Annotated in this window: 25 protein-coding genes; 9 read left to right on the top strand and 16 right to left on the bottom strand. The window is 70.3% G+C overall.

Features of this window, described 5'->3' with window-relative positions:
* Nucleotides 1-230 precede the first annotated feature (230 nt).
* The 5 genes from ACWEOO_RS11155 (at nucleotide 231) to ACWEOO_RS11135 (ending at nucleotide 3,655) form a co-directional block, all read left to right on the top strand.
* Nucleotides 231-830, top strand: a complete 600-nt coding sequence (locus tag ACWEOO_RS11155; RefSeq protein WP_452142819.1) for a peptidoglycan-binding domain-containing protein — start codon at nucleotides 231-233, stop codon at nucleotides 828-830.
* A gap of 9 nt (nucleotides 831-839) precedes the next feature.
* Entirely contained in the window at nucleotides 840-1,997 is a 1,158-nt protein-coding gene (locus ACWEOO_RS11150) for a class I SAM-dependent methyltransferase (RefSeq protein WP_452142818.1), read from the top strand.
* Complete coding sequence (locus tag ACWEOO_RS11145; RefSeq protein WP_452142817.1) at nucleotides 1,987-2,757, top strand: AraC family transcriptional regulator; 771 nt, start codon at nucleotides 1,987-1,989, stop codon at nucleotides 2,755-2,757. The genes ACWEOO_RS11150 and ACWEOO_RS11145 overlap by 11 nt, the downstream gene beginning before the upstream one ends.
* 227 nt (nucleotides 2,758-2,984) lie before the next feature.
* Nucleotides 2,985-3,245, top strand: a complete 261-nt coding sequence (locus tag ACWEOO_RS11140) for a 2TM domain-containing protein (protein WP_452142816.1) — start codon at nucleotides 2,985-2,987, stop codon at nucleotides 3,243-3,245.
* A gap of 14 nt (nucleotides 3,246-3,259) precedes the next feature.
* On the top strand, nucleotides 3,260-3,655 hold the full coding sequence (locus tag ACWEOO_RS11135; protein ID WP_452142815.1) for a hypothetical protein: 396 nt from the start codon (nucleotides 3,260-3,262) through the stop codon (nucleotides 3,653-3,655).
* 21 nt (nucleotides 3,656-3,676) lie between these two features.
* Here the strand turns inward: ACWEOO_RS11135 and ACWEOO_RS11130 are convergent, their stop codons facing one another.
* The 10 genes from ACWEOO_RS11130 to ACWEOO_RS11085 form a co-directional block, all read right to left on the bottom strand.
* Nucleotides 3,677-4,429, bottom strand: coding sequence for a dienelactone hydrolase family protein (locus ACWEOO_RS11130; protein WP_452142814.1), 753 nt, complete (start codon nucleotides 4,427-4,429; stop codon nucleotides 3,677-3,679).
* Nucleotides 4,426-4,872, bottom strand: a complete 447-nt coding sequence (locus ACWEOO_RS11125; RefSeq protein ID WP_359927612.1) for a GNAT family N-acetyltransferase — start codon at nucleotides 4,870-4,872, stop codon at nucleotides 4,426-4,428. Before ACWEOO_RS11125 ends, ACWEOO_RS11130 begins: the two co-directional genes overlap by 4 nt.
* Entirely contained in the window at nucleotides 4,869-5,918 is a 1,050-nt protein-coding gene (gene tsaD / locus ACWEOO_RS11120; RefSeq protein ID WP_452142813.1) for a tRNA (adenosine(37)-N6)-threonylcarbamoyltransferase complex transferase subunit TsaD, read from the bottom strand. The genes ACWEOO_RS11125 and tsaD overlap by 4 nt, the downstream gene beginning before the upstream one ends.
* Nucleotides 5,915-6,364 (bottom strand): GNAT family N-acetyltransferase, encoded by a 450-nt coding sequence (locus ACWEOO_RS11115; RefSeq protein WP_452142812.1) that lies wholly within the window; start codon nucleotides 6,362-6,364, stop codon nucleotides 5,915-5,917. The genes tsaD and ACWEOO_RS11115 overlap by 4 nt, the downstream gene beginning before the upstream one ends.
* Nucleotides 6,361-7,029, bottom strand: coding sequence for a tRNA (adenosine(37)-N6)-threonylcarbamoyltransferase complex dimerization subunit type 1 TsaB (gene tsaB / locus ACWEOO_RS11110; RefSeq protein WP_452142811.1), 669 nt, complete (start codon nucleotides 7,027-7,029; stop codon nucleotides 6,361-6,363). Before tsaB ends, ACWEOO_RS11115 begins: the two co-directional genes overlap by 4 nt.
* Nucleotide 7,030: 1 nt before the next feature.
* On the bottom strand, nucleotides 7,031-7,957 hold the full coding sequence (gene tsaE / locus ACWEOO_RS11105; RefSeq protein WP_359927622.1) for a tRNA (adenosine(37)-N6)-threonylcarbamoyltransferase complex ATPase subunit type 1 TsaE: 927 nt from the start codon (nucleotides 7,955-7,957) through the stop codon (nucleotides 7,031-7,033).
* A complete protein-coding gene (locus ACWEOO_RS11100) occupies nucleotides 7,954-9,072 on the bottom strand; it encodes an alpha/beta fold hydrolase (protein ID WP_452142810.1) in 1,119 nt (372 codons plus the stop codon). Before ACWEOO_RS11100 ends, tsaE begins: the two co-directional genes overlap by 4 nt.
* Before the next feature lie 6 nt (nucleotides 9,073-9,078).
* A complete protein-coding gene (gene alr / locus ACWEOO_RS11095) occupies nucleotides 9,079-10,257 on the bottom strand; it encodes an alanine racemase (protein WP_359927628.1) in 1,179 nt (392 codons plus the stop codon).
* Nucleotides 10,258-10,436: 179 nt separating this feature from the next.
* Nucleotides 10,437-11,078, bottom strand: a complete 642-nt coding sequence (locus ACWEOO_RS11090; protein WP_452142809.1) for an HAD family hydrolase — start codon at nucleotides 11,076-11,078, stop codon at nucleotides 10,437-10,439.
* Nucleotides 11,079-11,144: 66 nt separating this feature from the next.
* Nucleotides 11,145-12,389, bottom strand: a complete 1,245-nt coding sequence (locus ACWEOO_RS11085) for a GH12 family glycosyl hydrolase domain-containing protein (protein ID WP_452142808.1) — start codon at nucleotides 12,387-12,389, stop codon at nucleotides 11,145-11,147.
* Between the two features lie 209 nt (nucleotides 12,390-12,598).
* Here ACWEOO_RS11085 and ACWEOO_RS11080 point away from each other — a divergent pair, with 209 nt between their 5' ends.
* Together ACWEOO_RS11080 and ACWEOO_RS11075 are read left to right on the top strand one after the other, a co-directional pair.
* The gene (locus ACWEOO_RS11080; protein ID WP_452142807.1) at nucleotides 12,599-13,396 is read left to right on the top strand and encodes an META domain-containing protein; all 798 of its coding nucleotides are present in this window, start codon (nucleotides 12,599-12,601) and stop codon (nucleotides 13,394-13,396) included.
* A 5-nt stretch (nucleotides 13,397-13,401) separates the two neighbouring features.
* Nucleotides 13,402-13,890 carry a hypothetical protein gene (locus tag ACWEOO_RS11075; RefSeq protein ID WP_452142806.1) on the top strand — a complete coding sequence of 163 codons (489 nt, stop codon included), beginning with the start codon at nucleotides 13,402-13,404 and terminating at the stop codon, nucleotides 13,888-13,890.
* Here the strand turns inward: ACWEOO_RS11075 and ACWEOO_RS11070 are convergent.
* From ACWEOO_RS11070 to ACWEOO_RS11050, 5 genes are all read right to left on the bottom strand, one after another.
* The gene (locus tag ACWEOO_RS11070) at nucleotides 13,839-16,778 is read right to left on the bottom strand and encodes a PIG-L family deacetylase (RefSeq protein WP_452142805.1); all 2,940 of its coding nucleotides are present in this window, start codon (nucleotides 16,776-16,778) and stop codon (nucleotides 13,839-13,841) included. The genes ACWEOO_RS11075 and ACWEOO_RS11070 overlap by 52 nt on opposite strands.
* Nucleotides 16,779-16,857: 79 nt before the next feature.
* Entirely contained in the window at nucleotides 16,858-18,288 is a 1,431-nt protein-coding gene (locus ACWEOO_RS11065) for an NAD(P)H-hydrate dehydratase (protein WP_452142804.1), read from the bottom strand.
* Nucleotides 18,289-18,290: 2 nt separating this feature from the next.
* Nucleotides 18,291-18,641: a holo-ACP synthase gene (locus tag ACWEOO_RS11060; protein WP_141854699.1), complete on the bottom strand. Its 351-nt coding sequence runs from the start codon at nucleotides 18,639-18,641 to the stop codon at nucleotides 18,291-18,293.
* 9 nt (nucleotides 18,642-18,650) lie between these two features.
* Entirely contained in the window at nucleotides 18,651-19,664 is a 1,014-nt protein-coding gene (locus ACWEOO_RS11055; protein WP_452142803.1) for a LacI family DNA-binding transcriptional regulator, read from the bottom strand.
* 32 nt (nucleotides 19,665-19,696) lie between these two features.
* Nucleotides 19,697-21,535: an alpha-glucuronidase gene (locus ACWEOO_RS11050; RefSeq protein WP_452142802.1), complete on the bottom strand. Its 1,839-nt coding sequence runs from the start codon at nucleotides 21,533-21,535 to the stop codon at nucleotides 19,697-19,699.
* Between the two features lie 152 nt (nucleotides 21,536-21,687).
* Here ACWEOO_RS11050 and coaA point away from each other — a divergent pair, with 152 nt between their 5' ends.
* Nucleotides 21,688-22,641: a type I pantothenate kinase gene (gene coaA / locus ACWEOO_RS11045; RefSeq protein ID WP_355482669.1), complete on the top strand. Its 954-nt coding sequence runs from the start codon at nucleotides 21,688-21,690 to the stop codon at nucleotides 22,639-22,641.
* 95 nt (nucleotides 22,642-22,736) lie between these two features.
* Here coaA and ACWEOO_RS11040 read toward each other — a convergent pair whose 3' ends face one another.
* Nucleotides 22,737-23,897: an MFS transporter gene (locus ACWEOO_RS11040; protein WP_452142801.1), complete on the bottom strand. Its 1,161-nt coding sequence runs from the start codon at nucleotides 23,895-23,897 to the stop codon at nucleotides 22,737-22,739.
* 159 nt (nucleotides 23,898-24,056) lie between these two features.
* Here ACWEOO_RS11040 and ACWEOO_RS11035 point away from each other — a divergent pair, with 159 nt between their 5' ends.
* Entirely contained in the window at nucleotides 24,057-24,614 is a 558-nt protein-coding gene (locus ACWEOO_RS11035) for a 4'-phosphopantetheinyl transferase family protein (protein WP_452142800.1), read from the top strand.
* Nucleotides 24,615-24,654 lie beyond the last annotated feature (40 nt).

Genomic DNA, 24,654 nt, shown 5'->3' with positions numbered 1-24,654 from the left:
CATGTGGTCGCGCTCCCCTGCCGTCGCGGGGGTCAGAGGCCGGACCGCTGGCACCCTCGTGTGGAGAGTGCCAACACCGAATCTAGGCCGCGATTAGCACTCGGTCAACTCGAGTGCCAGACGAATTCTCATCGGCCGGGTAATCGTCCGGGTACGGATTGTGGCCGAACGCTGGGCCGGACCCGGGTCCGCATGCGACCGTTCTCTCAGAGCGATCACAGGAGGGGCCCATGGCGTTCAAGCTGCCCGCGTTCCCGAAGCTGTCCGGCCGGACGATCGCGCTGCTGACCGCCGTCGCCGCGGTCGGCGTCGGCGCCGTCGCGGCCAACGCGTCGAAAGAGTCGCCGCCGGCCGCCGGCCCGCCCGTCGCGGCCCCGGCAGCAGACGCACCCAAGGTCGACGAAGCGGTGTCCAACGACGCGACGGCGGCCGAGCTGAAGGTAGCGGCCGCGCTGCCGCAGTGCAGGTCTGCCCGGCTCGTGCCGGTGAACCGCAGCTGGGGCATCCCGATGCCGTCGATCCTGGGCAGCACGAGCACGACCTGCAACCTCATGTACGGCGACGACCCGTTCCGCGGCTCCGCCCGGACAGGTGATCCGGAGACCGCGATCCAGGTCCTCCAGCGCAACCTGAACTTCTGTTACGGCACCAAGCTCGCCGTCGACGGCATCTACGGCACCAACACCCGCACTGTCATCAAGATGGTGCAGCGCAAGCACCACCTGGTGGTGGACGGCATCTACGGCCCGAAGACCCGCTCCGCGATGAACTGGCGCCTGTACTCGATGGCTACCCGCAGCTGGAGCAGGAGCTGTTCCAGCCCGCTCTAGGCTTACCGGGTGACTGTCACGGCGTTGCTCGACGGACCAGGCGCTGAGGTGCTGGCGGCTGCTTGTGCTGAGTACCGCCCCGGCAGAGAGCTCCAGCTCGTCGAGAAGCTCAGACGCTCGTACGACGCGACACTGGTCACGACTGCGGTGACCCAGGCCGCACTACGCCACCGTGCGACCGCCAAGTTCGGTCCGGACGCGGAGCGCATGTACTTCACCCCGGACGGCCTGGAGCAGTCCACCCGCACCACAGTGAGCACCCACCGCGCCGTACGGATCGCAGCCACCCAGATCGACACCGTGGTCGACCTGGGGTGCGGCATCGGCGGCGACCTGATCACGATGGCCCGCGCCGGCCTGCGGGTCACCGGCGTGGAGCGGGACCCCGAGACAGCAGCGGTCGCCCGGGCAAACCTGGCCACGTTCGACCTGCCCGGCGATGTCCTGGTAGGCGATGCGCAGACCACGGACCTCACGCCGTACGACATGGTGTTCGCCGATCCTGCGCGGCGGGCCGACGGGCGGCGCGTGTTCGACCACAACGCCTACTCGCCGCCGTGGTCGTTCGTGACCTCGCTCCTGGAGCGGACCGCGTGCGTGAAGGTGGCGCCCGGCATTCCGCACGACGCGATTCCCGACAGCGTGGAAGCCGAGTGGATCAGCGATGGCGGTGAGGTGAAGGAAGCCGCACTGTGGTCCGGAAAGTTGTACGGCGGTACGTCCCGCCGGGCGACGCTGCTGCCGAGCCAGGCGAGTGTCGCCGAGGCGCCGGACGCTGAGGTCGGGCCGGTCGGGCGGTACATCTACGAGCCGGACGGCGCCGTCGTCCGGGCCGGTCTGGTGACGGCGGTCGCGGCAGCCGTGGGTGGCTGGCTGCTCGATCCGCGCATCGCTTACGTCACGGCGGCGCAGCACGTGCTGACGCCGCTCGCCTCGGCGTACGAGGTGCTGGAAGAGCTGCCCTACAAGGAGAAGGCGTTGCGCGCCTGGGTTCGCAGCAACGGGATCGGCACGCTGGAGATCAAGAAGCGCGGGGTGGATCTCGATCCGGCGCAGCTGCGCAAGAAGCTTGCTCCGAAGGGTGCGGCGTCGGCGACGCTGATCATCACGCGGATCGACCGGGACGCCGTCGCCTACTCGTGCCGCAGAGTGGCCGATGGCCGGTAGCGCCATGCCCGACGGCCGGCCCCTCGAGTCGGAACTGTTCCCGTCCGCGGGCGCACACCGATGGGTTTCCGGAGGCACCAGTGCGGTGCACACCCACGACGAGGGGCACTTGGTGTACGCCGCCCGCGGCGTCATCTCCGTCCACACCGATCACGGCACCTCGATCGTGCCCGCCAACCGCGTCGCCTGGACGCCGGCACACTCGACGCACCACCACCGCGCGCACGGCGAGACCGATATGCGGATCGTGTTCCTGACCGCCGGACTGGCGCGGCGCATCCCGGACCGCCCCGCCGTCTTCCTTGCCTCCGGCCTCGCCCGCGAGGCACTCCTCGCCCTGACCAGCCGCCAACTGGACACCGGAGCCCGGCGCCGCCTGGAACACGTCCTCGTCGGCGAACTCCACGAAGCCGCCGAGCAACCGCTGCAACTCCCCGAGCCGCGCGACGACCGCTTGCGCACCATCGCGAAACTGCTGCACGAGAACCCTGCCGACAACACGTCACTGGCCGAGCTCGGCCGCGCGGCCGGCGCCGGCTCCCGGACGCTCAGCCGGCTGCTCCGCGACGAACTCGGCATGACCTTCTACGAATGGCGCACGCAGCTCCGGATCTACCATGCGCTCGTGCTGCTCGCCGCCGGCCACGACACCACGTACGTCGCGCACGCCTGCGGCTGGGCGAACCCGAGCGGCTTCATCGCGGCCTTCGCGGCGATCGTCGGCACCACCCCCGGCCGGCATCGGGCCGAACAGTCCTGACTTGCGCTCGACCTGTATTCGAACATATGATCGATCTCGCGAGCGGGTCTCCGGGGACCTGCCGGCGGGCGAGGTGCTGCGTCCGCTGCCGCTCTCCCCGGAGGCCCGCCACCAACACCCGACAGCTCCGGCGGGGACAGGATTCTTCGGGACGAACGGCTCTGCCGCGCAGCGGGTCACCGACCGACGCTGAAGGTGGAGAGGTTCGCATCGAAGGAGGTGTCGACATGACACAGACAACCTCCGATTACGAGCGGGCGCGCTCCCGTCTGCTCAAGAAGCGCAAGGTCCGTGGCGACATCGTCGGCTACGTGATCGTCAACGCCTTCCTGGTGGGGATCTGGGCCATCACCGGCCGTGGCTACTTCTGGCCGGGCTGGGTCCTTGCCGGGTGGGGAGTCTTGCTCGCACTCAACGTGTGGCAGGTGTTCTTCCGTCACGAGGTGACCGAGGCCGACATCCAGCGCGAGCTGCGCCGTACCCGGTGAAGGGAGTGTTCGTCATGCGTGTTCCGAAGCGAGACCTGATCGCCACCGGTGTCGTGGCGCTGGCCGTCGCGCTGTACGTGCTGTGGCTCGTCGACATCGCGCTGCCCTGGATGGACGGCATCCGGGCGACCGGCGCGGTGCTGCTCGGGCTGGGATTCGCGGCATCGCTGATCGCCGTGGTTCCTGGATTCGATGCGCTCCTGCACGGCAACAAGGCCTACCTGGCCGTCACCTCGTTGCTCGGGACCGCCGCCTTCGCGGGTGGTCTGCTGATGCTGATCAGCGCGAGCGACATCGGCCTCGCCGTACTGATGGCGGCGATGGTGGTGCTGTGGGCGATCGCGACGTCCCACCACATGCTGATCGACGCCAAGGTCCACGGCCGACGGCACTTCCGGCTGGCCGCCTGACCGCCACGACAGACCGGCGCGTCACCGGCCGGTGCGGAAGCGGCTCCGGATCGGCAACCGGAGCCGCGCGATCGCGATCCCCCCGACCGCGGCCGCCGTCGACGTCCGGTGCCGGCCTGCCTGCAACTCTTCGACCACGACATCGCGGGAGGCCTGCCGATCCGACGACCCCGGCTCACCCAGGGCCGCTCTGACGGAGTCCGTGACCAGCAGGTTCCAGTCGTGGGCGCGCCGCAGCATCGCGTGCGCCTCGCCGCGGATCGAGTACGTCGTCACCGCCACTCCGGCCGCCCGCAGCCGCGCCGCGTACGCCGTCGTACCCGCTGGATCGGTCATCTTGTCGTCGGTGCCGTGTACGAAGGTGACCGGCGGACGCAGCGCGGCGAGCGGTTCGCCGGCCGGCAACCACGGGGCCAGCCCGAGCACGCCTGCCACCCGCGGATGATCGCCCGCGGCAACAACCGCCCGACCGCCCATCGAGTGCCCGATCAGGAACACCCGCGAGAGCACCGGCGGCAGTTCGTCCAGGACGGTCCGCAGATCGGCGGCCGCGTCGCCGGCGTCGTTCCAGCCGCGGAAGCGGTACCGCAGGAACCCGATCGCAGCGTCCGGCGCCGCCGCGCGCGCGGCCACCGCGAACGGCCACATCCGCAACAGCGCGGGCCGCCACAGATGCGGGTCGGCGTGCGAGTGCTCCGACCCGCCGTGGGCGAGCAGCACCAGATCCGTCGCTCCGGCCGGGCGCCGGACGAAGTCGACACCCGGACAGCTCACAGCTGGTTGTACAGCTCGGTCGGCTCCTTGCGGATGGCCATCATCCGGCCGGGCGGCGTCTCGGTGAAGCCGTACGAGCGGTAGAGCTCGTGCGCGTCGGCCGTCGCCAGCAGGATCTGCCGCAGGCCCTTCAGGTCCGGGTGCTCCAGCAGCGTCGACACGACGAACCGCCCGAGGCCGTGACCCCGGTGCGACTCCAGCACGAACACGTCGGCCAGCCACGCGAACGTGGCCCGGTCCGTCACCATCCGCGCGTACGCCACCATCGCGCCGGCCGCGTCGTACACCCCGAGGTTGAGCGATCCCGCGATCGCGCGGTCCACCACCTCGCGCGGGATCCCCTGCGCCCAGTACGACGAACTCAGGAAGCTCTGGACGACAGCGGCGTCGACGCGTTCGGCGGTGTCGTCAGCCTCGAAACCGTCCGGCCCGGTCCACTTCATCTGTTCAGTACCTCCGTGATCGGCATCGAGGAATCGGCGGGGAGATCGAGTGGCGACGGCTGCTTCCCGGCCCGGACCAATTCCGAGCCGAGCGCGGCGACCATCGCGCCGTTGTCGGTGCACAACCCCGGTCGCGGCACCCGGACGGCGATACCGGCCGCGGCGGCCCGCTCCTCGGCCATCGCCCGCAGCCGCGAGTTCGCCGCGACACCGCCGCCGATCAGCAGGTGCTCGAACCCGCGGTCCTTGCAGGCGTCGATCGCCTTGCGGGTCAGCACGTCGCAGACCGCCTCCTGGAAGGCCGCGGCCACGTGGTTCACCGGCACGTCCTCACCGTCGCGCCGGCGCGCCTCGACCCAGCGTGCGACCGCGGTCTTCAACCCCGAGAACGAGAAGTCGAACCGGTGCCGCTCGAGGTCGCGCTGCGACGTCAGCCCGCGCGGGAACGTCACGTACAGCCGGTCGCCGCCGTCGCGCGCCGCCTTGTCGATGTACGGCCCGCCCGGGAACGGCAGCCCGAGCACCCGCGCGACCTTGTCGAACGCCTCGCCGGCCGCGTCGTCGATGGTGCTGCCCATCGGTACGACGCCGTCGGTGATGTCCTCGACCGCGAGCAGCGACGAGTGGCCGCCGGACACCAGCATCGCGACACAGCCCTTCGGCAGGTCACCGTGCTCCAAGGTGTCGACCGCGACGTGCGCCGCGAGGTGGTTCACGCCGTAGATCGGTTTGCCCAGCGACAACGCCAGGCCCTTGGCCGCCGCGACACCGACAAGCAGCGCACCAGCCAGCCCGGGGCCGCTGGTCACCGCGACCGCGTCCACGTCGGTCGGCTTGATCCCGGCGGTCTCGCAGGCCCGCCGGATCGTCGGCACCATCGCTTCGAGGTGCGCGCGACTGGCCACCTCGGGGACGACACCGCCGAACCGGGCGTGCTCCTCGACGCTGGACGCGACCGCGTCGGCGAGCAGCGTCTGCCCGCGCACGATCCCGACACCGGTCTCGTCGCACGACGTCTCGATCCCCAGGATCAAAGGCTCGTTCACAGTTCCTCCCGCCACCGCATGATCACCGCGTCCTCGCCGCCGCCGTAGTACCCCTGCCGACGGCTGATCTCCTCGAACCCGAACCCGGCGTACAGGGCTTGCGCCGACTGATTGCCCGAGGCAACTTCAAGCAGAACCGTCCGGCCCGCACAACGATCCAGGGCGATCGTCATCAGCTGCCCACCGATACCGGTCCGCCGCTCGGCCGGCGTCACCGCGATCCGCAGGACCTCGACCACGTCCTCCACAACCGGCGGCACCAGCAGTACGGCGTACCCGACGACCGCGCCCTCGTCCGCGACCAGGATCGTCCGGTCCTCGGACAGCCGCTCGAACTCGTCCGCCCACGCGCCCGCACTCCAGGCGTCCGACCCGAAGCACACCTCGTCGAGCGCGACCAACGCCGGCAGATCGTCCGCGCGCGCAGGCCGGATGGCAGGTCTCACAGCACGCTCTTCGGCCCGGCGGACATCGTCACGTCTGGGCGGCGCAGGTACATCGGCTCGGGCTCGACGACCACCAGGGTCCCGGTCGCGACACCGGTCGCGAGCACCTCGGCCGACGGATATTCGGCAACCGCGTCATCGGCGGCCGGCGGCAGACCCAGCACGTCGCCGTACAGAACAGCACCTCGGCCGATGACGGGCAGCCCGGACAGCACGTGGGCGACGTCGGCCGGCTTGTCGACCGCGGGCCCCTCCAGGCGCCGGCGACTCCCGTCCACGGCCGGCCCGTCGTACAGCGCCCAGTAGATCTCCTTGCGGCGCGCGTCCGTGGCGACCGCGACCGGCAGGGTCAGCGACGACTGGCGCGCGAGAATGTCGAGGCTGCAGACGCCGGAGACCTCGATGCCCAGCACCTCGCCCATCGTCCGGGCCGTCACCAGCCCGACCCGCAGGCCGGTGAACGGGCCGGGGCCGACGCCGACCGCGATCCCGGTCAGGTCGCGCGGGCCGGCTCCCGCTGAGTCCAGCGCCGACGCGATCGCGGGGGCGAGCAGCTCGCCGTGCCGGAGCGCGTCGACGGTCGTCGACGACGCGACGATCTCACCGGCCGGCGTCGCCAGCGCGACCGTGACCGCGGCACTCGAGGTGTCGAAGGCGAGCAGCATGTCAGTTCTTCTCCAAAGCCGACACGCGGACGCCGGAGGTGGCCCAGCGCGGGCCGACCGGGGTGATCCGCAGCGCGCGCGTCTCGTCGGTGTCGTCGTCGCCGCGCGTCACCACGATGTCGAGCCGGTCGGGCGCGAGCGCCTCGGCCAGACCGTGACCCCATTCGACGACGGTGACCGCGTCCTCCAGGCTGGCGTCCAGGTCGAGATCGTCCAGCTCCGCGAAGCCCCCGACCCGGTACGCGTCGACGTGCACCAGCGCGGGCCCGTCGACCAGCGACGGATGCACCCGCGAGATCACGAACGTCGGCGACGTGATCGCGCCGCGCACCTTCAGTCCGGCGCCCAGCCCTTGCGTGAACGTCGTCTTCCCCGCCCCGAGGTCCCCGGACAGTACGAGCACGTCGCCCGCCCGCAGCTGTCCGGCCAGCTCCTCGCCGATCGCCTGCATGTCGTCGGCGGTCGGCACCTCCAGCTCGACAGGCATCGCCTTGGCGAAGATCAGGTTGTGCGCCTGCTGGTCGACGACGGAGTACCCCCGCCGGCGCCAGAATTCCACGGTGTCCGGCAGCTCGATCCGCGCGATCAGGTTCACCCGGTTGAGCCCCCGCCGTACGGCGACCTCCTCGGCGCAGCCGACCATCGCCGAGGCGACGCCGCGGGCCTGGGACCGCGGGTCGACCGACACGCGGCGCAGGTTGAGCACGTCACCGGCCTGCTCGAACAGCATCGCGCCGAGCGGCACCCCGTCGCTGAGCACGAGCAGCCCGCCGTGCTCCGCGAGCGCGGCCGCCACGGTCGTGACGTTCTCGGACAGCTGCGTCGACGGCGGATCGAGCACCCGCCGCGCGGCGAACGCGTGGTGGATCACCGACACGATCTCCGCGGCATGCTCGGGTGTCGCGTCGACGACGTGCAGGTCGGTCATGACCCCCCTAACGATTGTTCAGCTCGCTCGATCATCCCAAGGAGGGCGGCGGTGAACTCGCGGTGGTGCTCGATCAGGCCGAGATGGCCGCAGTTCTTCACCTCGACCAGCTCGGCGCCGGGCACCCGCCGGACGATCTCCTCGGCGTGGGCGAACGGCGTCAGGTGGTCCTTGTCGCCGCCGATCACGACGCACTCCACCTTCTGCAGCGGCTCCAGCGCCTCGAACTTGTCGTGCAGCGCGAAGATCGGGTAGAAGTCCGCGATCACCTCGATCGGCGTTGCCGCGATCATCTCGTTGACGAACTCGGTGAACGCCGGCGGCACCTCGGAGCCGAACGAGTACTTCCGGGTGAGCAGGTAGCTGAGGTCCGTCCCGGCCTTCCGGCTGCGCTCCACCACGTCCGGGATCCGGGCCAGCGCGGCGACCGTCGGCGTCGCGAGCGCCCGCGCCAGCCGGCCGACCTTGCCGGGGAACACGATCGGGACCTGGTCCAGCCCGCCGGCGCTGGTCGAGCAGAGACCGACGCCGATCACCCGGTCGCCGAACAGCTCGGGATGCTGCTCGGCGAGCGCCATGATCGTCATGCCGCCCATCGAGTGACCGATCAGGATCACCGGACCGGTCGGGGCGAACCGCTCGAGGATCCCGTAGAGGTCCTTGCCGAGCTGCTCGATGCTGACGCCTTCCTTGGGCGACCGGCCGGAGCGGCCGTGCGAGCGCTGGTCGTAGAAGACCATCGTGCCGATGCCGGCCAGGTCACGGCGCTCGAAGTGCCAGGCGTCCAGGTTCAGGCCATACCCGTGGACGAAGATCACCGTCAGGTCCTCGGTCGGCAACGGCAACTTGCGGCCCAGCCGTCGCTTCGGTGGTGGCGCAGGTCGCCGGGAACGCTTGAGTTCGTCCACCTCCACGTACAGCTCGACGCCGTCGTCGGCGGTGAAGACGTACGGCGTGCCACGCTGGGAACCGAACGGTTCCGCCTCCAGCTGCTTGCGCTGGCCCGAGCGCCGCCCGATCACCTGACGCTCGACCGCGACACCTGCCGCGGCACCCGCGGCCAGCACGCCGACCGCGGCCCCGATCAGACCAGCAGTCCGACTTGCTTTGGACATGCCGGCCTACCTTTCGGCCGGGGCGGCAGGTCGGGGCAGGTCCTGGGCGCTGTCGACGTACCTGCGCGGGATCCGCGCACCCAGCCGGGTCACGATCTCGTAGTTGATGGTCCCGGCCGCGTCGGCCCAGTCGTCCGCGGTCGGCTCGCCCGCCGTCCCCGGGCCGAACAACACGACCTCGTCGCCCGCCGCGGCCTCGTCGTCCTCGAGATCGACGACGCACTGGTCCATGCAGATCCGGCCGACGATCGCCCGGCGCCGGCCGTGCACCTGGACCGGGCCGCCGTTCGAGGCGTGTCGCGGCAGGCCGTCGCCGTACCCGAGCGGGACCAGGCCGAGTGTCGACGGCCGCGGCGCGGTCCAGGTCAGCCCGTACGAGACGCCGGCGCCGGCCGGCACCCGCTTCACCATCGCCAGCCGCGCCTTCAGCGTCATCGCCGGTTTCAGCCCGAGCTCGGCCGACGGCAACGCATGCCCGAACGGCGACAGCCCGTACGTCGCGACGCCCGGCCGGACCAGGTCGAAATGGGTCTCCGGCAGCGCGAGCGTGGCGCCGGAGTTCGCCAGGTGCTTGAACTCGGCGTCGACGCCGAACGACTCGGCCACCTCGATCGCCTCGGTGAAGGTCGCCAGCTGCGACTCGTTCACCGGGCTCTTCGGCTCGTCCGAGGACGCCAGGTGCGACCAGATGCCCTTGATCTCGATCCGCCCGGCGGCCTGCTCGCGGACGGCGGCGCGGATCAGCGCCGGCCACTCCTCCGGTACGGCGCCGCCGCGGGACATGCCGGTGTCAATCTTCAGGTGCACCCGCGCCGGACGGTCCTGCACGCCCGCGGCCAGCTCGTCGATCTCCCACGGCGCCCCGGCCGACAGGTCGATCCCGGCCTCGATGGCGTCGGCGAGCGGCTCGCCGGGCGTGGTCAGCCAGCAGAAGATCCGCCCGGTGTCACCGGCCTCGCGGAGCGCCAGCGCCTCGTCGAGCACCGCGGCGCCGATCCAGTCCGCGCCGGCCTCGCGAGCGGCCCGGGCGACCGGGACCATCCCGTGCCCGTACCCGTCGGCCTTGACCACGGCCATCAGCTGCGCACCCGCGGCGCGGGCGCGCAGCGTGGTCACGTTGTGACGGATCGCGGCCAGATCGACCACCGCCTCGGCGCGGACCGGGCGTGACTGAGGAGTAGGCATGGTCGGTCCAGGGTATGTCTCCCAGCCCCACGCCGTCGCGAGCAGGTGCTCGGCGCGGCGCATCGGCGTGCTGGAGCGAAGGCCTCGATGTGGTTTCATCGTGGCCTTTGCTCCAGTGCGGCGAGGTGGCGTGCCGAGTGCCGCGCAGTAGGCGTGGGGCTGGGAGACATGCCCTCGTGTCAGGCGCCGTCGATGAGGGGCGCGAGGGCGGTCATGGTGTGGAAAACCGTGTCCGCATCGGAGAGTTTCGCGGGGTCGGTCATGCCGGCGTACCCGAAGACCTTCATCCCGGCGGCGACCGCGGCCGCGACGCCGAGCGGGCTGTCCTCGATCACCAGGCAGTCGACCGGCTTCACGCTCATCGAGGCGGCCGCGTGCAGGAACAGGTCGGGGGCCGGCTTGCCGTGTGCGACGTCCTCGGCGCTGAAGATCCGGCCTTCGAACCGGTGCAGGAAGCCGACCGCGGTCAACGCCGTGCGGATCCGCCGATGGGTGCCGGAGGAGGCCAGGCAGTAGGTCAGGCCGCGGTCGTCCAGGTGGTCGAGAACCGCCTCGACGCCCTCGATCGCCCGCAGGTTCGCGAACCCGTCGAACAGCCGCTGGTGATAGCGGTCCTCGAGATCTGCCGGCAGCGGCCGCCCGAGCCGCGCCTCCGCCGTCCGGCGCATCGAGGCCATCGACCCGCCCATGAAGTCCCGCACCGCCTCCTCGAACGTGTACGGCAGCCCCGCCTCGGTGAGCAGCTCGGCCAGAATCGTGTTGGCCAGCCGCTCGGAGTCCACCAGCACGCCGTCGTTGTCGAAGATCACCAGTTCGGTCACATCCAGAACCCTAAGCGGCCACCGCGAGAGCGCGGTGGCCGCCGGGGGTCGCGAGAGCGCGAGGGGTCAGCTCTCCTGGATGGAGAAATCGGTGAAGGCGAAGCGCTGCTTGGTGTTGTTGGTGGAGACCACCTCCACGCCGTAGTCGACCTGCCAGGTGGTGGAGTTCGCCGGGATCCACTTCCGGGCTTCCAGGTCCTGGAAGAACGACTGCAGCGGCATGGTGCCGGCGGTCTGGGTGTTCACCGACTTGTAGGTGAAGATGCCGCCCGGGGTGTTGGCGCCGTCGGTCTTCCAGACCTCGTACTGCTGGCCGCCGATCGTCGTGGTGCCGATCTTCGAGCCGGCCGGGGTCTGGCCGGAGTTCTGGGTCCAGATCATCAGCTCGTTCTCGAAGCCGTTGTTGATCCAGATGTCGAACGCCACGTTGTAGATGCAGCCCGAGCAGCTCGGCGCGGTGGCGGCGAACTTCGCCGACTGGATCCGCGCGAGCGGGAAGTCGGCGTAGTCCTTGTGCACGTTCGGGTAGGCCTGGACGCCGAGGTCACCGGGCTTCGGCTGGGTGACGTCCTCGAACCAGTTGTCGTAGTTGCAGACCGACATCGTGTACGTGCCGTTGTGGTTGTTCCACATGTTGTTGTGCACGTAGTACTGGCCGTAGGTCCGGCCCTCGCCGGCGTTGCCGGTCGCCGTGGTGACCCAGCCCGGGTTGGTGCAGCTCTTGGTCCCGGTCGGCGTGCTCGTCGGGGTGCTGCTCGGCGGGCTCGTCGGCGTGCTGGTCGGCGGGCTCGACGTGGGCGGCTTGGTCGGTGTGGTGGTGGTCTGCGTCGGCGTCGCGGTGGGCGTGCTGGACGTCGGCGGCTTGGTCGGTGTCGTAGTGGTGGACGGCGCCGGGGTCGTGGGCTGACCCGCTACCGCGGCGAAGTCGTAGTGCGCCGTGTACGTCAGCTTGGTGCCGGCCGCGTACTTGTTGCCGTCGTACCGGAGCGCACGCAGGCGGTAGCTCTGGTCGGTCGTGCGGCTCGGGTCGATCGACAGCATCGCGGGGCCGGAGGGGGTCGCGGTGATCGCGACCGGCTTCTGGCCGAAGCCGTGCAGGACCGTGCATCCGGAGTACGCGTCCAGGACGCAGGTCTCCACACGTCCGGCACTGGGCAGAGCGGTCACCGTGCTGTCCGCGGCGTTCGCGGTCGCGACCGGCGAGTCCTTGCTCGCGTGCACGACGATCGGCGCCGCGACCAGCACGCCGACCGCGAGGACGGCCGCCGGGAGGAGGGTGCGACTCCGGAATGATCGGGAGGAGGGGGGCATGCGAAACGTTCCTGTCTGTCTCTGACGGTCCGCCCGGTGTTGCCCCAGTGCTACCGGGCGACCAGCTCTTCGGTTGGGTCCCCAGGAAGGTTGCTCTCGCGTACGGCGCCTGACGTTATCCAACCGTGACCAAGAGATGTCAACCCCGGGTCCTGAATTAACGGAGCCTTCACCCGCAACGCGAGCGCTGCCGGCAGCGTCCTCAGAGCGTGAACACACGGATGATCTCACTCTCCGCGACGGCTCTGCTCCTCCTGACCGCGTGCGGGACCGAGGCCGGAACCGGCTCCAGGGACGGCGCACGGGACGGCGCCGCGCTGACCGGGCGGACCTTCCTGTCCACCTCGGTGAGCGAGAACGGGAAACCGCGAGCACTCGCTCCGCGGACCCGGATCCGGCTGGAGTTCACCGAGGACGGCCGGCTGTCCTTCGATGCCGGCTGCAACTCGTCACAGGCGAAGGTGTCGACGAGCGACGGCCGGCTGGTCCTTGACAAGGAAATCACGTCGACGCTGATCGGCTGCATGGAGCCGCTCCAGAGCCAGGACGCCTGGATGGCCGGCGTGATCGCGGCCAAGCCGGCCTGGAAGCTCGACGGCGACAAGCTCGAACTGTCCACGGACAGCGCGACGATCTCGCTGCTGGACCGGCAGAGCGCAGAGCCGGACCTAGCGCTCGACGGGACGAAGTGGGCGCTGTCCACCGTCGTCACCGGTGAGTCCGCGTCGCACCAGGTCGGTTCCGAGAAGGCCTGGATGACGCTGAACGGCGAGCGGGTCACCGGTTCGACCGGTTGCAACGAGTTCCAGGGCACGATCGCGCGCGGGACCGGCACGCTGACCTTCGGCGAACTCGCCACCACCCGGCGGGCCTGCACGGGTGCCGCGACTACGCTGGAATCCGTTGTCCTCAAGGGATTGAAGGGCGAGCTGACCTACACGATCGACGGCTCGACGCTGCAGCTGCGCTCCTCCTCCGGCGGTCTGGACTTCACCGCGCTACGCTGACGCGAGTGAGTGAGGAGCCCACGAGCGGGCAGCACTGGACAGGTCTGGTCATCCGGCCGGACGACTGGTTGGACAAGGATCTGCTGACCGCGATCAAGCTCGCGACCGGCACCACCTTCGAGCGGCTCGGTCGTACCGACAGCGGCACCGTCTTCGCGGCCGGCGACGAGCAAATCGTCGAGATGGAGTGCGCCGGGGCCAAAGCGCTCTTCCTCCGGCTGCGCTCGGCCGAACGCACCGCCGCGGTCACCGAGGCCGTCAACCGGCACACCCTGACCTGGACGGAGCCGGTCCTGCGCTCGCAGCTGTCCCTGGAGACGGACCCGTACGGCCTCGTCCCGTTGCTGATGGCAACAGGCGGAGCAGCGGCCGAGCCCGCCACCGCGGACCTGCTGGAACGGGCTCTCGTCCACCCGAGCGAGCAGGTCCGCGAGGCGGCCGGCTACGCGATGCGGATGTCGAAGGCCTGGACCTCGTTCTTCGTCGTCTCGTAGGAAACCAGCAGGTGCCCGCGGTCCTGCAGTTGCTGACGTTGGGCCGCGGTCAACGGGATCGTCCACTGCTGGATGCCGCGCGTGACCTGCTGTGTGGCCTGCTGCACCAGGTGACCGCTCATGTCCGGTGACCACGGCGGCGTCGCCCCGTCGGTGATCGCGCACGGCGTGAACCCGTAGTCCGGCGGCGGATCCGCCGTACACGACGTCGTCCACACCGGGATCGCTCCGAGCTCCCCACTGGTCAGGAACGCCCGGGCGGTGCCGGTGCCCTTCGACGACGTGACCAGGTGGACGGCGTTCCCGCGCGTCGTCGCCGACAGGATCCGGAGGTCGTCGGCCGGCACCCGGCCGGAGATCGGTACGCCGTTGCGCGCGGACTGCGCAATCGTTTGCGGTGACAGCGCGCCGTTGAGGTTCGGGTTCGACACGTCGGGCGGCGCCGGTGTGGTCGGGCGGTCCGCGGGCGGCGTGTAGCCGGGGAGCGTGGCGAGGCCCCAGCGGTACGGGTCGGACTGCACGGATCCGAGCGCCGACCAGCCGAGCCGGGTGCTCATGTCGATGTGCCGCAGCGTCGTCGTACCGGGCGCCGACGTGTCGTCGTTGTCGTACGGCGTGATGTTCAGCCCGAGCCTCGACGGGTCGACGGCGGACGGCAGGTCCGCGAGCGGGATCTTCACCTCGAGGTCGTACCCGCCGCCGGTGTAGGCGTGCGGCACGGTCGTCTCGTTGCTCCCGACCCACTGCGCCGTCGACGCGACCTGGACGCCGGGCGCGTTGCCGGTGTCCAGAGCGCCGCTCGAATAGCCCTGGTGGTTGTCGGCGTCCCGTTCCCAGCACGGCGCACCGGTTTGGGTGAAGGGGAAGATGCCGAGCTTGAACGTGTTCGCCGTGTCCTTGAGGTCCTGCGACGCGGTGCCGCGCGGGTCGAGCAGGATCTCCACGGAGTCGGCCTGCCAGTGCCCGACACATTCGGCCGGCGTCACGGCGTACGACTGGAAGTCGTCGCGGACGTGGATGAAGAAGTACAGCGCGTCGTCGGACCGGCTCACCTTCGCGGTGCTGCCGGCGCCGGTCGCGGACACACCGCAGTCGTCGACGCCGGTGCAACCGCTCGCGCCCTGCCAGATCCGGCCGAGGTCGAGCGTCGGGCCTGGGTACTCACCCGGATCGGCCTTCCCGTCGACGACCGGAGCCTGTGCTGTCTGCGGGATCGCCGTGGTCGGCACGAGGGTGAGGGTGAGGGTCTCGCTGCCGGTGGCGGTGCGGATCGGGATGCTGACGTTCTGCTGGGCCGGCAGGGTCGCGTCGGTGTTGGTGAGCTTGAACGTGACGGTCGTGTCCGCGCCGGGTGCCAGATCGTACGGCTTGGCGTTCGCGTCCACGGTGAAGTTCGCCGGGAGATCGAGCGACACCGCGCCGGTCTGCTGCTTGGCGGACCAGTTGTGGACGACGACCGGTACGTCGATGGTCTGTCCGACGCCCATCGACTGGATCGCCTGGGAGCGGCCGAGCCGGTTGGCCTGCGGTGCGGTGTCCCGCAGCCATTCGTCGTACTCCTGCCAGTTCCCCCAGCGCTGGAAACGTCCCTCGGCGGCGGAAACGATTCGTACCACGTTTTCCGTGTAGCCCGTCGCGTGGCCGGTCGTCGTGTAGAGCGCGGAAACCTTGGCGTTCTGGTCGACCGTCGCGCCGGCGGCGGGCGTGACGGTGAACGTCAGGTCGGCCGACTGCTTCGGCTGCACCTGCCGCGGACCGTCCACCGACCAGCCCGCCGGAACGCCGAGCTGAACGTTGCCAGCAGCAAGCTTTCCGCCGGGTGCCCGCAGGTGCACGGTCGCCTGGAACGGCTCACCGGCGACGTTGTAGAACCGCGAGAACGTGATGTACTCCAGCGTTCCCAGCGGCAACCCGCCCGGATCAGGCTTCTTCGCACCGAACAGAATCGCGTCGTCGCGGCCGGCGAGCGGGCTGGTGTTCGGCTGGAACGGCACGAACGACTCGGTCATCCCGAAGCGCGGACAGGCCGGCGCCGACGTGCCCTTGTACATCACGCGGCTCTGTGTCGGGTACGCCGCGCGCCCCTCGTCGGCGACCTGCTGCCAGATCTTCGGCGTCCCGGCCGGCTGCCCCTGCGAGTTGCCGGCCGGCCAGGTGTACGGCGAGTTGTAGCCGGTCCACATGCCCGCGACCGTGTCGAGGCCGGTCGGGGTGAATCCGGTGGTGCAGTTCGCCGAGGCCGTCGTACCGCCGGTGCCCGCGGTGCTCCCGCCGGAGAAGACCTTCTTCACCTGCCAGGTGCTGAGGGCGTGCGGGCCCTTCAGCTGCTCGGGAAACCTGGCCGGATCCGCGGCCGCGAGCACACCTTCCCAGATCAGCCGGCCGGCCTGCTGGTGGTTTCCGTGGCCGGCGGCGAGGGTCGGCGTGAAGCCGATGTAGATCTCCGGCTGCGTCTCGCGGATCACCCGCGTGACCCGGCGGAGCGTTTCCTGCTCGTCCCAGAAGTACTGCGTCAGCGGTGCGCTCTGGTTGTAGAAGAAGTCGATCCGGTCGAGGTTGAAGATGTCGACGGTCCCGGAGCGGTAGTGCGCGACCCGGTCCTCGTTCTCGCGCCGCAGACCGAGGTCGGGGCCGAGTTCGGGTCCGGTCGCGTTCCCGCCGCCCTCGCCGCGGGTCACCATGATCACGCCGCACTTGACGCCGTACAGCTGATGCCAGACACCGCACGGGCCGATGATGCTGGTGTCGTCGTCGGGATGGGCCCACTCCCCCATCACGTCGATCTTCGTCCGCGCGTCGGCGACGTACGTCCGCGCCTGCTGCGCGTGCGCCGGCAGCGGCAGAACAGCCAGGACGACCAGGACCACGAACCCCACGAATCGCTTCACGAGCACACTCCAAGGGCGGCGGAGGCAACGCTCCAGTCCTACGTCCGCCTCCCCGCGCCCGCAACACCAATCGCGCGCCTCAGCTCAGGAGGCGGCGAGTCACCTCGGGAAGCGCCTGCGCGACGGTCATGGCCGTAACCGGCCCGCCGCCCGACGCGAGGTTGGCCGCGGCGGCGTGCAGGTACGCGCCTGCGGCGGCCGCGTCCAGCGTGGACAGACCAGCGGCCAGGAGCGAACCGCACAGGCCGGCGAGGACGTCGCCGGCGCCGGCGGTGGCGAGCCACGGGGTGGCGTTCGTGTTCACCCGCACTTCGCCGTCGGGGCTCGCGATCACCGTGGTCGAGCCCTTGAGCAGGACGGTCACGTCGAATCGCTCGGCCGCCAGACGCGCGTGCTTCAGGCGCTCAGCCTCGACCGTCGCGCGGTCCACGCCGAGGAGGCGGGAGAGTTCGCCGGCGTGCGGGGTCGCGAGGACGTTGACGTGGTCGCCGGAGTCGTCGAGCGCCTTCAGGCCGTCGGCGTCCAGGACTACTGGCTCGTCGGCGTCCAGCAGGTCGCGGATCCGTGGGATGTCCAGGTCGTCGCCGAGTCCGGAGCCGATCGTCCAGGCCTGCACGCGGCCGTCGCCGACGACCTCCGGATGCGCCTCGCGCACGGCGCTCGCGACGGCGTCCGGGCCGATGTAGCGCACCATGCCGACCGGGCCGGCGAGCGCGCCGGAGGTGGCGATGACCGCCGCGCCCGGGTATTGCGTGGAGCCGACCATCAGGCCGAGTACGCCGCGGGAGTACTTGTCGGACTCGCCGTGCGGGACGGGGTACAGCGCTCGTACGTCGGATGCCTGGAAGGCCTGCACCTCGGCGGGCGAGGGATCCAGGCCGATGTCGACGAGGTGCACCGGGCCGCAGGCGGTCGCCGCCGGATCGACGAAGTGGCAGATCTTGTGCGTGCCGAACGTGACGGTGAGGGCGGCGTCGACGTGCGGCTCCGGAGTCTCACCCGTGTCGACATCGACGCCTGACGGCGTGTCGACGGCCACGATCGGTACGCCGTAGTCGTTGGCCAGCCGCACGGCCGCGAGCGCGTCGGGGCGCAGGCCCGGCCGACCACCGATGCCCACGATCCCGTCGACCACGACGTCGGCGGCGGCGATCTCCTCCTCGACGGCCCCGGAGACCTCGGCGGAGACTTCACCGGTCGTCGAGACGCCGCGCCCGCCGGCCTCCGTCAACGCCGCAAGACCCCGCTCGTGCACCTTGGGCGAGAGCAGCACCGCCGTGACTTTCGCGCCGCGACGAGCCAGCCGCGCGCCGGCGTACAGCGCGTCGCCGCCGTTGTCGCCGGAGCCGATCAGCAGCACGACGCGGGCGCCGTACGTGCCGCCGAGGAAGTTGCTGATGGCAACCGCGAGACCGCCGGCCGCGCGCTGCATGAGCGTGCCCTCCGGCAGCCTCGCCATCAGCTCGGCCTCGGCCGACCGGACCTGCTCGACGGTGTGCGCGTGCCGCATGGTCAACCCTCCAGGACGACGACGGCGGAGGCGATCCCGGCGTCGTGGCTGAGCGACAGGTGCAGGCTCTGGACGCCGAGTTTGGCTGCCTGCGCCGCGACCGTGCCGGTGATCTCCAGCCAGGGCCGCCCGGTCTCGTCGGTCTGTACCTCGGCGTCGTGCCAGTGCATCCCGCCCGGGGCTCCGAGCGCCTTCGCCAGGGCTTCCTTGGCCGCGAACCGGGCCGCCAGCGACGCCGGCGGCTTCACCGCCTCGACGGCCGTGAACACCCGATCCCGCAACCCCGGCGTCCGCTCCAGCGTCCGCATGAACCGATCCACGTCGACCACATCGATACCCACGCCGACGATCATGCAGCCACCCTAGCCGCCGTCGGTGAGGGGCGAGGTGGTGGATTGGCGCACGCGCATGTCGACGGCCAGGTCCAGGCGCAGGGCGGTCGGGGTCTTGCCGCGGGACAGGTCGAGGACGACCCGGGTGGCGAGCTGGGCCATCTGCTGGAGCGGCTGATGGACGGTCGTGAGGGGCGGCGTGACCCAGTCCGCCATCGGCAGGTCGTCGTACCCGACGACGGACAGGTCGCGCGGGATGTCGAGGCCCAGCTCACGGGCGGCCTGGTAGACGCCCAGCGCCTGCATGTCGCTGCCGGCGAAGATCGCGGTGGGCGGGTCGGCGAGGCGCAGCAGCGCGAGTGCCTCGCGGTGGCCGCCGCCGACCTCGAAGTCGGCCCACCGGATCAGCGCAGGATCGACCTCGACGCCGGTCGAGCGCAACGCGTCGGTGTACCCGTCGACGCGTTGCCGTGAGCACAGCGTCGTGACCGGACCGCCGATCATCCCGATCCGGGTGTGGCCGAGGGTCCGCAGATGCGTCGTCGCCAGCCGGCCGCCGTTCCAGTTCGCCGAGCCGATCGAGGGTACGTCGTCGCCCACGTCGCCGACCGGATCGACCACGACGAACGGGATCCGGCGCGCCTCCAACTGGGCGCGCTGGTCGGCGTCCAGGTCCGAGAACACCATGATCACGCCGAGCGGCCGCCGGTTCAGCACCGACTCGATCCACTCCTGCCGCGGCCGCAGCGCGCCGCCGCACTCGGACAGCACCAGCTCGACGCCCTCGGCGCGGACGACCTCCTCGACGCCGCGGATCAGCTCCATCGCCCACTCGCCGCCGAGCTGGTTGAACACCAGGTCGATCATCGGGCCGGCCGTCGTGCTCGCGCTGCGCCGCCGGTACCCGTGCTCCTGGATCAGGCTCTCGATCCGCGCCCGGGTCGCCGCGGCCACGTCCGAACGCCCGTTCAGCACCTTGGAGACGGTCGGCACCGACACCCCGGCCTGCTCGGCGATCTTGGCAATGGTCGGCCGTTCGCCCACGACGCCTCCCGATCCGAAACTTTCGGACCAGGCTACCTGTGGATCGCGCGTCCCCGGGCGTCCGCTACGCCGCTCAGCCGGTAGAAGAACGTGTTGACCTGGTCCCGCCACTCACGTGCGTTCGACAGTTGGGTCTCGAAGCGGGCGGTGATGTCGGCCCGGACGGCCGGCTCGAAGCGTTCGGCGATCACCCGCCAGCGCGCGACCATCGCCTCCACCTCGGCGTACCCCTGGAAGTGTGTGTCGTAGATGTGCTGCAGCACGGTGCTGCCGCTCTGCAGCACGTGGTCGTACGGCACGTGGTGGAAGAACAGCAGCAGTTCGTCGGGACACGTGTACGGGTCCTCGTACCGACTCGACAGCGGCACCGGGTACTGCCCGGTGAAACCCGAGCCCGTCTTCACGGTGCGGTCCACACCGACGCCGTACCGGTCCGCGAAGTGATACCGCCCCGTTCCCGAGTACTCGTAGCCGTTGACGCTCGGCCCGTAGTGGGTGCCCGGCGTCACCATGAACCCGACGCCGAGCGGCGCGGTGTACCGCTCGTACGTCTGCCACGAGCCGGCCATGATCGTCACCAGCTCGCTCCGGGTCCGGTCGTCCATCGCGAAGGTCGCGGCGGCCCACTCGTGCAACAGGCTGACCGGGTCCGCGGCCGGATCCCACGCGAGCCGCCCGAACGCGTAGAGGTTGCTCTGCGCAAGCTTGCTGCCGGTCCAGTTGGCGTCGTCGCCGACGTTGGACACGGCAACGATCGCGCCGATCCGGTCGGCGACCGTCGCGCCACCGCCGCCGCTGGTGTCGAACTGCAGGATCTCCCGCCACCAGGGCCCCAGGTAACACAGGTCCTGCTGCTGGCCCGAGTACTCCTGCGTGACCTGGAGCTCGACACCGAACACGGTTTCCTGGATTTCCCCGAGCAGCGGCGAGACCGGCTCCCGGACCTGGAAGTCCAGCGGCCCGTGCTGGATCTGCAAGACAACGTTCTCCTCGAACCGTCCGTCCAGCGGGACGACCGCGTCGTACGCCGCGCGTGCCCGATCCGTCCGGCGATCGCGCCAGTCCTGCTCGGACTCCGCGGCGGAAACCCGCCAGAAAACCGTTCCGCCGTACGGCGCCACCGCCCGGGCCAGCAGGTTCGCACCCTCGGGGTCGCGGGCGGTCCGCACCACCAGGCCGCCCAGGTCGGGGACCACGTCGTACACCCGGGCGATCGCGGCGGCCCACCAGCGCGCGACGCGTTCGTCGCGCGGGTCGTCGACGAAGTCGATCGCGAGACTCACCGCGATCCCGTAGTCCCGGAAGACGCCGGCGAGCCGCGCCACGTCCGGCAGTTCGGCGTTCGCGAGGGCGACCGTGTTGATCCCGATCGAGGCCAGCAACCGCGCGTACGCCCGGACTCGGATCAGGTCGGGCACCACCTCGCCGTCGCGGAAGAAGATCGAGCCGCCCGAGTACCCGCGCCGGACCGCGCCGGACAGCTCGTCCCAGTGGTCCAGCATCCGGATCGGTACGGCGGGCTGGTCGACGACGGTGAAGTCGCCGCTCATCCACTCGAAGTACCGCAGCAGGTAGAAGTATCCGTACAGCAGGCCGTGCCCGCCCTCGGCCGCGACGACCAGGTCGTTGCCTCGTCGCACCACCACGAACCCCTCGACGCCCAGCCCGTGCTCGGGGACGGCGGCCTCGACCTCGCGCCACAGGGCGGTCTCGCGGGCCCGGCTCAACGCGCAGACGGCAACCTGGACGTCGGTGCGGAAACGGCGGATCTGCCGGAGCTCGGCCCGGATCGTCTGGGCGAGCACCCCGGACGCGTGGACAGTCACTTCGGGCAGGCGTTGCGTACCCAGCCAGGCGGAATCGGCGGTCATCGAGCGCTGATCCTGACATACCGGACGGTCACCGAGTGGTGACCGAAAGTTTCGAAACCGTACTGTAGCTGACGCGACCGTGTCGGAGCTGAGACCAAGGCCACTCCGGTCCGATGTGGGTGCATCCGTCGCCGATGGGAAGAATGGGCCACATGCTGCAGCCGTCGCGGGAGGTGACTCCCTACACCGAGCTCGACCGGGCCACCTGGGCGCAACTGGCCGAGACCACCATCTCCCCGCTGACGGCGGACGAGGTCGAGCGACTGCGCGGTCTCGGCGACGAGATCGACATGGACGAGGTCCGCGAGGTGTATCTGCCGCTGTCGCGGATCCTCTCGCTGTACGTCCGGCACGCCCGCGCACTGCACGCGGACACCGAGGGGTTCCTCGGCAAGCAGGTCGAGACCCGCACGCCGTTCGTGATCGGGATCGGCGGATCGGTTGCCGTCGGCAAGTCGACGACCGCACGCCTGCTGCGCGAACTGCTCGCCCGTTGGCCCGAGCACCCGCGGGTCGCGCTCGTCACCACCGACGGTTTCCTCTGGCCGAACGCCGAGCTCGAGCGCCGGAACCTGATGCAGCGCAAGGGCTTCCCGGAGTCGTACGACCGCAAGGCCCTGCTGCGTTTCGTCGTCGAGGTGAAGTCCGGGATGGACACGGTCGAGGCGCCGGTCTACTCGCACCTGCACTACGACCGGATGCCCGGCGTCCGGACGACCGTCGAGCAGCCCGACATCCTGCTGCTCGAAGGCTTGAACGTGCTGCAGCCGGCACCCCGGCACGCGGACGGCAAGAGCGGTCTCGCGGTCAGCGACTTCTTCGACTTCTCGGTGTACGTCGACGCCGCCGCCGACGACATCCGCTCCTGGTACGTGGCCCGTTTCCTCAAACTCTGGGAAACGGCGTTCCGCAACCCCGAGTCGTACTTCGTCCGCTACGGCGAACTCAGCCGCGAGGAAGCGATCAAGAAAGCCGAATCCCTCTGGGACGGCATCAACGGCCCTAACCTCCGCGAAAACATCCTCCCCACCCGCTCCCGAGCCACCCTCGTCCTCCGCAAGGGCCAGGACCACGCCGTCCGCTGGGTCCGCCTCCGCAAACTCTGACCACCGCCCGCCGAGTCGTGGAAATCGGCTGGCACCGACGACCACAATCCACGACTCGCGTTTCCTGGCGACAGCCAATCGCCACGACTCGGCGGTCAGGCGCGGGCGCGAAGCGCCGGTACGACGGCCAGCGCGACGACTGCTGCCGTCAGGGCGAAGGCGACCGGGTAGCCGGTGCCGCTGACGATCGCCCCGAAGGCCAGCGCGCCGAGTCCCCAGCCGCCGTCGTACGCGAGGTTCCACAACGCGCTGACCTGACCGTAGCGGGAACGGTCGACGCGGTTGTACATCAACGCCAGCGTCAGATTCTGCGCCGCACCGAAGCCGATCCCGAAGCAGGTCGAGCCGATCAGAATCGCGGCCGCGCTCGGCAGGAACACCAGCGCCCCCGCGCCGATCACCGCGAAGCCCAGCGCGGGCGCAAGCAGCTTCGCGGGACCAACGCGATCGGCGTACCGCCCAGCCAGCCACCGCGCCGCCGGCGCCGCGATCGCCTGCAGCAACAGCGCGGTCGCCACCATCGACTGTTTGCCCGAAGCAACAGCCAGCGGCAGAAAGGTCACGCTGATCCCGGCTGCCACAGTCACCGCCGCGAACACCAGCGTCGGCATCAACAGCCCACTCCGCTGTACGCCGCCCAGCACCTTCACGTGCTGCCCCTCGACCGCAACCCGCGCCGGCAGTCCGACCAACGCGACAAGCCCCATCAGCGAGGCCACCGCGGCCAGCACGAACAGCGCGCCAAAACCAACCACGTGAGTCAGGTAAACCCCGAGCGGCAGCCCGATCACCGCAGGCACCCCAACCGCAACGCCGTACACCCCCAGCGCCTCACCACGACGGCTCGCCGGCGCCAGATCCGCGACCAACGCCACCGCCCCGACAACCAGAATCGCCAGCCCCGCGCCCCGCACGACACACACGGCCAGAACGACCGGCAACGAAGCCGACCCCAGCAACACCAACGAAGGCACTCCGAGCAGCACCAGCCCGAGCCCCAACACAACCTGGTACCCCCACCGTGCCAACATCCGCGGCACAACCAACTCGACCCCCACCGCCGAGAACATCATCGCCGCAGTCGACAGCCCGGCCCCGACACCGCCGGACCCGTGCGCCGCCAAGTACATCGGCACCACCGAGGTCAGCAAGTACATGCTCAGCCCCGACCCGAACACCATCAACAACAGCCGCACGAACTGGCTACTCAGCAGCCGGTCAACAGCAACGGTGGGGATCTCGCAAACGGTGGTCATACCTAGAAGCTAGGCAAATACCGGTACGCCCTACAGATCCAGTTCCCGACCGCCCGAGAGGACCAGTTACCGAGGTGGCTTTGTCGACAAACCGCCCGACCGGAGGCTTTCCGCACGAGTCGCTCACTCGGTGCGTGGCCGACGGGATACATTCGTCCGGTGAGAGGCTCAGTGGATGTGCGGCTGGCGCCAGCCGGACAGGAGCCGCGGCCCGCGGCGCACAGCCTTCTCCTCGAACTCGCGGGAACTCTAGTTGGTGGTCCGTCGCTGACGCACGACGCCGACGGGCGTCCGCACATCCCGGGCCTGGCGGTGAGTGTCAGCTACACCGAGCGCTGCGTTGCCGTTGCGGCGGCGTACGGCGGCCCGATCGGTATTGATCTGGAGGAAGTGCGGCCACGCGATTTCCGTCCGTTGGCGGAGCGTTGGTTCGGGCCTCGGGAGTTGCAATGGTTGGGGCGGCAGCCAGAGCAACTAGTGGCGTTTCTACGGCTTTGGACGGCCAAGGAAGCGGTCGGGAAAGCGCTCGGTCTTGGATTGCGGAGGTCGGGGCTGCGCCGGGAGATGCCGCTCGACGAGGGGCCGGTTCCGTCGGTGCTCGAGCTGTCCGTGACGCATCTGCGGTGCGCGGGCAGCGTTCTCGCGGTGGCAGCGCCTACCGGTGTGGGTGTCCACCTGGCGTCACCGGGTCTTGACCCGGTGTGTGCGCGTGGGTAACTTTCGCGTCGCGGGGGAGTATCTGTAATTCAATTACTTT

The sequence above is a fragment of the Kribbella sp. NPDC004138 genome (assembly GCF_053603655.1).
Note: the sequence above shows the minus strand (reverse complement) of the source record. Positions and strands in the feature narration are given on the sequence as shown.

Excerpts from the sequence above, each read along its gene's own strand:
- tsaE (WP_359927622.1), bottom strand. The coding sequence starts at position 7,957 with ATGACCGACCTGCACGTCGTCGACGCGACACCCGAGCATGCCGCGGAG.
- ACWEOO_RS11140 (WP_452142816.1), top strand. The coding sequence starts at position 2,985 with ATGACACAGACAACCTCCGATTACGAGCGGGCGCGCTCCCGTCTGCTC.
- coaA (WP_355482669.1), top strand. The coding sequence starts at position 21,688 with ATGCTGCAGCCGTCGCGGGAGGTGACTCCCTACACCGAGCTCGACCGG.
- ACWEOO_RS11155 (WP_452142819.1), top strand. The coding sequence starts at position 231 with ATGGCGTTCAAGCTGCCCGCGTTCCCGAAGCTGTCCGGCCGGACGATC.
- ACWEOO_RS11040 (WP_452142801.1), bottom strand. The coding sequence starts at position 23,897 with ATGACCACCGTTTGCGAGATCCCCACCGTTGCTGTTGACCGGCTGCTG.
- ACWEOO_RS11100 (WP_452142810.1), bottom strand. The coding sequence starts at position 9,072 with ATGTCCAAAGCAAGTCGGACTGCTGGTCTGATCGGGGCCGCGGTCGGC.
- ACWEOO_RS11135 (WP_452142815.1), top strand. The coding sequence starts at position 3,260 with ATGCGTGTTCCGAAGCGAGACCTGATCGCCACCGGTGTCGTGGCGCTG.
- alr (WP_359927628.1), bottom strand. The coding sequence starts at position 10,257 with ATGCCTACTCCTCAGTCACGCCCGGTCCGCGCCGAGGCGGTGGTCGAT.
- ACWEOO_RS11125 (WP_359927612.1), bottom strand. The coding sequence starts at position 4,872 with ATGAAGTGGACCGGGCCGGACGGTTTCGAGGCTGACGACACCGCCGAA.
- ACWEOO_RS11065 (WP_452142804.1), bottom strand. The coding sequence starts at position 18,288 with ATGCGGCACGCGCACACCGTCGAGCAGGTCCGGTCGGCCGAGGCCGAG.
- ACWEOO_RS11050 (WP_452142802.1), bottom strand. The coding sequence starts at position 21,535 with ATGACCGCCGATTCCGCCTGGCTGGGTACGCAACGCCTGCCCGAAGTG.
- ACWEOO_RS11145 (WP_452142817.1), top strand. The coding sequence starts at position 1,987 with ATGGCCGGTAGCGCCATGCCCGACGGCCGGCCCCTCGAGTCGGAACTG.
- tsaB (WP_452142811.1), bottom strand. The coding sequence starts at position 7,029 with ATGCTGCTCGCCTTCGACACCTCGAGTGCCGCGGTCACGGTCGCGCTG.
- ACWEOO_RS11085 (WP_452142808.1), bottom strand. The coding sequence starts at position 12,389 with ATGCCCCCCTCCTCCCGATCATTCCGGAGTCGCACCCTCCTCCCGGCG.
- ACWEOO_RS11060 (WP_141854699.1), bottom strand. The coding sequence starts at position 18,641 with ATGATCGTCGGCGTGGGTATCGATGTGGTCGACGTGGATCGGTTCATG.